5 protein-coding genes and 1 tRNA gene are annotated in these 7404 nt (G+C 62.3%); 4 read left to right on the forward strand and 2 right to left on the reverse strand.

All coding sequences use genetic code 11. The features are described 5' to 3' along the window. Together CKO25_RS20055 and CKO25_RS20060 are read right to left on the reverse strand one after the other, a co-directional pair. A partial coding sequence (locus tag CKO25_RS20055) for an efflux RND transporter permease subunit (protein ID WP_200389729.1) occupies positions 1 to 2117 on the reverse strand: 2117 nt, incomplete at its 3' end. Then, a complete protein-coding gene (locus CKO25_RS20060) occupies positions 2110 to 3174 on the reverse strand; it encodes an efflux RND transporter periplasmic adaptor subunit (protein WP_200389730.1) in 1065 nt (354 codons plus the stop codon). The genes CKO25_RS20060 and CKO25_RS20055, both read right to left, overlap by 8 nt. Before the next feature lie 504 nt (positions 3175 to 3678). Between CKO25_RS20060 and CKO25_RS20065 the strand changes: the two genes are divergently transcribed. The 4 genes from CKO25_RS20065 (at position 3679) to CKO25_RS20080 (ending at position 7249) form a co-directional block, all read left to right on the forward strand. Further along, entirely contained in the window at positions 3679 to 5520 is a 1842-nt protein-coding gene (locus CKO25_RS20065; RefSeq protein WP_200389731.1) for an AMP-dependent synthetase/ligase, read from the forward strand. Positions 5521 to 5710: 190 nt separating this feature from the next. Then, positions 5711 to 5784 (forward strand) — tRNA-Gly (locus CKO25_RS20070). Between the two features lie 107 nt (positions 5785 to 5891). Beyond that, a complete protein-coding gene (gene mutY, locus CKO25_RS20075; RefSeq protein WP_242467778.1) occupies positions 5892 to 6980 on the forward strand; it encodes an A/G-specific adenine glycosylase in 1089 nt (362 codons plus the stop codon). Then, positions 6977 to 7249 (forward strand): oxidative damage protection protein, encoded by a 273-nt coding sequence (locus CKO25_RS20080; protein WP_200389732.1) that lies wholly within the window; start codon positions 6977 to 6979, stop codon positions 7247 to 7249. The genes mutY and CKO25_RS20080 overlap by 4 nt, the downstream gene beginning before the upstream one ends. The last annotated feature ends 155 nt before the right edge of the window (positions 7250 to 7404 follow it).

The raw sequence follows: 7404 nt of genomic DNA on the forward strand, positions 1-7404 counted from the left end.
ATCTTGGCGTTCCCGCCATAGCGCAATGCGATCTCCTGGAGGGGTGGTCGCATCGCGAGCGCGATCTCGTGGCTTTGGCGATCGCGGTGCTTGTGGTCGACGAGATTGACTTGGATGTCACCCAGGTGGGCGCCCTCGCGCAGATAGTATTGTCGCACCAGTCCGTTGAAGTTGATGGGCGCGGCGGTCCCGGCGTAGATCTGGTAGTCGGTGACCTCGGCGACCGTGGAGAGATATTCGCCCATCTCATCGAGTACCCGCGCGGTCTGCTCCAGGCTGGTGCCCTCGGGCATGTCCAAGACGACTTGGAACTCGCTCTTATTATCGAAGGGGAGCATCTTGAGGATGACCACCCGGCTGGTGACCAGCATCAAGGAGGCACCGATCAAGAGCAGGATCCCCACGAGCAGGAACCAGCGATTGAGGTGTCCCTGACGCCCCGCCAGGAATGGCGTGATCACGACCTTGAAGAGGCTGTCGAGGCGACCCCGCGCGGCGGTCGCGTTCGGATCGCCTGTGTGATCAGCCGGGTGCCCGTGGTCGGCGTGACCCACCCCCGCGGCATGCCGCTTGCCCATCATGGCATTGGCCATCCAAGGCGTGAAGACGAAGGCCACCACCAGGGAGATCAACATGCCCATTGAGGCATTGATTGGGATCGGGCTCATGTAAGGGCCCATGAGGCCACTGACGAAGGCCATCGGCAGCAGGGCGGCAATCACGGTAAAAGTGGCGAGGATGGTGGGGCCACCGACCTCGTCAACGGCCTTGGGCATGAGATCGAGCAGCTTTGCCCGACTCATGGCCATGTGGCGATGGATATTCTCCACCACGACGATGGCATCGTCGACGAGGATCCCGATGGAGAAGATCAAAGCGAAGAGCGAGACGCGATTGAGCGTGAATCCCCAGGCCCAGGAGGCGAAGAGGGTCAGTGCGAGGGTGACGACGACCGCGGTGCCGACGATGATCGCCTCGCGCCAACCGATGGCGAGCCAGACCAGGACCACGACCGAGGCGGTCGCGAAGATGAGTTTGGTGATCAGCTTCTTGGCCTTGTAGTCGGCCGTTTCCCCATAGTTACGGGTGACCGTGATGTTCACGCCCTCGGGGATGAAGGTCCCCTGCAACTGGGCGAAACGCTCGATCACCTGGTGTGCTACTGAGACGGCATTGACGCCATCTTGCTTGGCAATCGCGATGGTGACGGCCGGCGTGTTGCCGAGCAGATCAAGACCGGTATGGATCGCCCCGCGTCCTGAACCCATGCTCACGTAGGCGTCCGGTTGCTGCGGGCCACGCTCCAAGGTGGCGACATCGCCGAGATGGACCGGGCGCCCACCATGGAGCCCGACAACCAGCTGTCTGAGTTCGTCCGGGCAACTGAGGAAGGTGCCGGCTTGGACTAGGATTTCTTCGTTGTTGGCGGTGACCGTCAGATTATCGCGAGTCACATTGCCCGCTTGGAGCGTGCGTCGCAGATCGGTCAAATCGATCTGATAACCTGCCAAAGCCTGCGGGTCCAGCAGAACACGCACCACCTGTGACGGCGCGCCGATGGTGAAGACATCGCGGGTGCCGGGAACGCGTTTGATCTCTTGCTCGAGCGCATGGGCGACCTGGCCCAACTCGAAGGCGCCCACCGCGGGATCGTCCGACCAGAGGGTTGCGGTGATGATGGGGACGTCATCGATTCCCTTGGGCTTGACGATCGGTGTGCCGACGCCGAGATTCGGTGGGAGCCAGTCTTGATTCGCCAAGACCTTGCTGAAGAGGCGGACCACGGCGTCCGTGTTGTCCTCGCCCACCTTGTACTGCACGGTGACTACGGCCATCCCGGGGCGTGACACGGAGAAGATATGTTCGATCCCCTTGATTTCCGAAAGCACCTGTTCGGCGGGACCGGCCACCAGGTGTTCGACCTCGGTTGCCGAGGCCCCGGGGAAGGGGATGAAGATATCGGCAAAGGTGACATTGATCTGGGGTTCTTCCTCGCGCGGCGTGACCAGGATGGCGAAAAGCCCCAGCAGCAGCCCGACGACGGCGAGCAGTGGGGTGATCTCGGTATTCTGAAAACGCTGGGCGATGCGGCCCGAAATGCCGAGTTGTTCAGCCATTGTCCGCCCCCATTGCCTGATCCGTGGCGTTCAAACGTGCACGCAGCAAGGCGCCGGCGGCGATTGGATCGAGGGCAACCGTCTCGCCTTCACTGAGGCCGGCAAGGACGACGAGCTTGCCGTCGACACCTCGTCCGACCCGAATCTGGCGGAAGCGGATGGTGCCATCCTCGTCGACGACATAGATCCCGGTGACTTCTGAACGGGTCACCACGGCCACGGCCGGCACCATCAGCTCCTCCTTGGAGCCAACCTCGAAGCTGGTCTTCACAAACATCCCGGGAAACAGGCCCTTCGTGCCCTCGGGCAGATCGAGGCGAACCGTAAAGGTGTTGGATCCCAGATCGGCGAAGGGAAAGATCGTTGTGCGCTGCGAGAGGATGACCTCTTCGGGTCCGAGATGGATGCGGGCACTAGCGCCATCACGAATGGGCGGGATGACACTCTGCGGAACATCGACGACGACGCGCAATTGATCGAGGGAAATACCGCTCATGACCTGTTGCCCGGGGCTGGCGATTTCGCCGACCTCGATATGACGCTGTGTCACGATCCCGGAGTAGGGCGCTCGGATCTGGGTGTATTCAAGTTGCTCCTGGGCCTGTTCGAGGCGCGCGGTGGAGGCCTCCAAGGCGGCCTGGGCCGACTCCAGATCGGCCCTGGCTTGGTCCATGGCCGACTCGGAGACATTGCGTTTCTCGAACAACCCCAGGATCCGGTTATATTCCTCGCGGGTTTGTTCGAGTCGCGCGGACGCCGATTTGAGATCGGCCGCGGCTTGGGCGACGCGTGCGCGATGTTCGGTGTCGCGCAGGCGCGCGACGATCATGTCTTTCTCCACGAAGTCCTCGACATCGAAGAGGATCGCTTCAACCTGGCCCTGCGTCTGAGCTGAAACCGTGGTTCGATTCACGGCTTCGACGATGCCGTCGAGCCGATACTCGCGCGCGAGCGTTTGGAATTCGGCGGGTGCCGTGTCGAGCGCCACCGGTGCTTCGGCATGAAGATTCAGCGCAACGACCGCGGCGATGCTCGCGAGGACTTGGGTGAGATGCATGGTGGCAGCCCCGTTTGAATATTAGTATTTTCTTATACTATCAGAATGAATCGAAGGAACAAGCGGTTCGATGAAGATGCTCGGCCTTCCCATGGCGGATGATCCCGATGGGCTCAGTCTGCTCGAAAGTGCGTCTCGCTTGCCCCAAGATAGCAGAGCACGCAGGAGTGGGTGCGCGGTTTTTTCAGGCTCGCCGGCCGCGCGCGTCGTCGGCCTTGACCGGGTTCACTTGGAGGGAGACCCCAGGCGGATGAGGTCTCGGTGCTGGCGCGTGCCGTATCATGAAGAAGCGAGAATCGTGCACACTGCACGGTATCTCCTCCACGGCCGTCATGCCCAGCGTGGGTACGCCGGGCGCCGTATGCGAAATGGACGGTTGACCTGGCCTCTGGTTGGTGGAGGTGGTCTGTTGCAACCTATTGATCCGGTGTGTCGTGCCGCGCTGGTTGTCGAACCGGACTGGCGTGGCGAGACCGACAGGATCATGCGAAGAGGAGTGCGGATTTGAATCAAGTCACCCGTCCGGGCCAGGGTCCCGGTACCGAGGATGTGATCCCCGTGGACGATGCCAAGACGCTCGACGGACTGTTCTGGAGACGGTGTCAGCGCTCGCCTGACCAGATCGCCTACCAATCGTACGAACGGGATCGGGGCTGGCAGGCGCTGACCTGGGCCGAGATGGGCCAGCGCGTCGCGCGCTGGCATCTGGCTTTGACCGCCGAGGCACTCGAGCAGGGTGAGCGTGTCGCCGTTCTGTTGCGCAACGGGCCCGATTGGGTGGTCTTCGATCAAGCCGCGCATGCCACGGGACTGGTCACGGTCCCGCTCTACACGGACGATCGACCCGAAAACGCGGCCTATATCCTCGCACATGCCAAGGTCAGGATTCTGCTGGTGCAGGACGCGGGACGCTGGTTGCGGCTCGCCCCGGCGATTGGGGAGGAGACGTCGCTGCAACGGGTGGTGATTCTCGAACCGGGTCCGGCAGCGCTGGATGCGGTGGCGTCAGACCCGCGTGTCGTCCTGGCCATGGACTGGGTGCCCGCGACCGCGCCCGCATTGCCGTGGCGTGATGGTGATCCGGAGGCGCTGGCGACCATCGTCTATACCTCGGGAACGACCGGACATCCAAAGGGCGTGATGCTCAGTCACCGCAATATCCTGAGTAATGTCCATGCGTCCCTCCAGGTCATCGATTGCTTTCAAGAGGACCTGTTCCTGTCGTTTCTGCCTTTATCACACACCCTCGAACGGACGGGTGGCTATTATCTGCCAATGATGGCTGGTGCCAGCGTGGCGTTCGCTCGCTCAGTGTCACAACTCGCCGAGGATCTGCAAACCATCCGGCCGACGGTGATCATCGCCGTGCCGCGGGTGTTTGAGCGGGTGCACCACCGCGTCATCAGTCAGATCCAGCAACGTCCACTGCCAGTGCGCTGGCTGTTTCGCCTTGCCGTGGCGTCGGGTTGGCGTGCCTTTGAACACCGGCAAGGGCGTGCCGGGTGGCATCCGATGCTGCTGGTGTGGCCGCTGCTGCGCCGCAAGGTCGCCAATCAGGTCCTCGAGAAACTGGGCGGTCGACTGCGGATCGCCGTCAGTGGTGGCGCGCCGCTGCCCGCCGGTGTCGCCCGGATCTTCATCGGACTCGGGCTGCCGCTGCTGCAGGGATATGGTTTGACGGAAACGAGTCCGGTCATCAGTTGCAATCCGTTGGACGACAACATCCCGCAGAGCGTTGGGGTGTCGCTGCAGGGTCTCGAGCTGCGGATCGGCGAGGACGACGAACTCTTGGTCAAGGGTCCGAGTGTCATGCTGGGATACTGGAAGGATCCCACGGCAACCGCGCGGGTGCTCGGTGCGGATGGCTGGTTGCACACGGGCGATCAAGCGCGCATCGTTGGAAGACACCTGTATATCACTGGCCGCATCAAGGACATCCTGGTCCTGAGCAATGGCGAGAAGGTCGCGCCCGCTGACATGGAAATGGCGATTGCCATGGATCCCCTGATCGAACAGGTCGTGGTCTTAGGGGAAGGCCATTCCTATCTCACCGCGCTCGTGGTCCTGCATGAGGAGCAGTGGCGGACACTCGCCCAGGAACAGGGGCTGCACCCGGAGCAGCCCGACAGCCTTGAGAACCCACAACTCAAGAAATTGATTCTGAAACGGATCACGACGGCCCTGCACGGGTTTCCAGGTTATGCCAAGGTCCGGCGGGTGACGCTGACACGCGAACCATGGTCGATCGACAATGGCCTGCTCACTCCAACCATGAAGATCAAGCGCAATCGGGTCCTCGAGCACTTTCGTCGAGAGGTCGAGGAGATGTACCAGATGGATGCCTAGAGCCTGGGCTGCCGAATGTCCCGAAGCGAGCTGGAGGATGATGGTTGGTGGACCGATCGATGGCCGAACGCCGGTGGTCGGGTGCGTGCTCGCAAGCGGCGCGGAGTCTGCGGCATGACTCCGCGAGCGCGGACACCGCGGCCGTGGTCTTGATTGCTTGCCCTAAAGTGCCTACACTTCTAGTCGAAGCGCGGGTGTAGTTCAATGGTAGAACTTCAGCTTCCCAAGCTGATAGCGTGGGTTCGATTCCCATCACCCGCTCCACATTCTTCTGTCCGCCCGCCCGCTCCCGAATCAGTTCGAGCCGCGTTCAACTGGAATCAAAGCGGGTCCCGGGCTTCCATGCCTCGACGGCTGCGATCGTGCTCGCAATGATGGAGATGTCGCCGGACTGGTTCGCTCAGTCGGTTCTCGACTGGTTCGATCGGCACGGGCGCCGCAATCTGCCCTGGCAACGCGACCCATCCCCCTATCGCGTCTGGGTCTCCGAGATCATGCTGCAGCAGACGCAGGTCGCGGTGGTCATTCCCTATTACGAGCGCTTCATCGAACAGCTTCCGACCATCCCGGATCTCGCGGAGGCGGATGAGGATCGCTTAATGGCTCTGTGGGCGGGACTCGGCTACTACGCGCGGGCCCGCAATCTACGGCGGTCCGCGGTTTTGATTCGCGACCAGCATGCCGGCGTTTTTCCCGAACAGATCGAGTCGGTTGTGGCGCTGCCTGGGATCGGCCGCTCGACGGCCGGCGCGATCCTCTCACTCGCACTCGGACAGCGGCATCCCATTTTGGATGGCAACGTCAAGCGCGTCCTGGCACGTGTGTTTGGTGTCGCGGGATGGCCCGGACACCGCCATGTCCTCGATCGTCTGTGGTCACTCGCCGAGCAGTTGACGCCAACCGAGCGGGTGGCCGCGTACAATCAGGCGATGATGGACCTCGGGGCGACGCTCTGTACCAGGCGCGCCCCGGACTGCGAACGCTGCCCACTGGCCGCGCATTGCAGCGCGCGGCACTCACGGCGCCAAGGCGAGTTGCCGACGCCACGACCGCGCCAGCAGCGACCCGCACGCACGACCTTAATGCTGATCGTCATGACTCCAGCGGGCGAGCTGCTGCTGGAGCAGCGCTCGCGGCACGGGGTTTGGGGCGGTCTGTGGAGTCTTCCGGAACTCGACCCGAGCGCTGATCCAGCCGATTGGTGTCTGGCGCACCTCGGTGCGAGACCGGATCGGGTTGAAATGATCGCCTCGCGCCGTCACAACTTCTCTCACTTCAGCCTCGATATCCGTGTCGCTGCGATCCACCTCTCGACGCCGACCGCGTTGATCGCCGACCAACCTCATCGACGCTGGATGACGCAAGCCGACACGCTGTCGTACGGCCTACCCACGCCCGTTAAAGCCATTTTGGACGATTTCCACGGAGAACGTCCTGCCCACAGAGGAGACATCGGATGACCCACATGGTGCATTGCGTAAAACTCGGCCACGAAGCCGAGGGTCTCGACCGTGCGCCTTATCCGGGCGATCTTGGTCAACGGATTCACGCCAACGTCTCCAAGCAGGCGTGGCAGGATTGGTTGCGTCATCAGACGATGCTGATCAACGAAAATCGTCTCAGCCCAATGGACCCGAAAGCACGCCGGTTTCTCGAGGAGCAGATGGAGAAGTATTTCTTCGGCGAAGGCGTCGAAATGCCCCAGGGTTATGTCCCGCCGCAGTCTTGAGCACACCTCGAGAAGTGCGGACGCGGCAACGCTCCCTCCCCGACAACGGGTCCGCACCAAAAACCGGATCCTCTGCCGTCCTGCCGCTCGAAGCCGGTACTGAACTAACCTCGGTGGGTAGAGGTTCAAGGGTCGGACTCAACCTGCCCCCTGCC

It is taken from the genome of Thiocapsa imhoffii (genome assembly GCF_016583985.1).
Lineage (GTDB): Bacteria > Pseudomonadota > Gammaproteobacteria > Chromatiales > Chromatiaceae > Thiocapsa > Thiocapsa imhoffii.

Coding starts and splice junctions, on each gene's coding strand:
- CKO25_RS20060 (WP_200389730.1), bottom strand. CDS start 3,174: ATGCATCTCACCCAAGTCCTCGCGAGCATCGCCGCGGTCGTTGCGCTG.
- CKO25_RS20080 (WP_200389732.1), top strand. CDS start 6,977: ATGACCCACATGGTGCATTGCGTAAAACTCGGCCACGAAGCCGAGGGT.
- mutY (WP_242467778.1), top strand. CDS start 5,892: ATGATGGAGATGTCGCCGGACTGGTTCGCTCAGTCGGTTCTCGACTGG.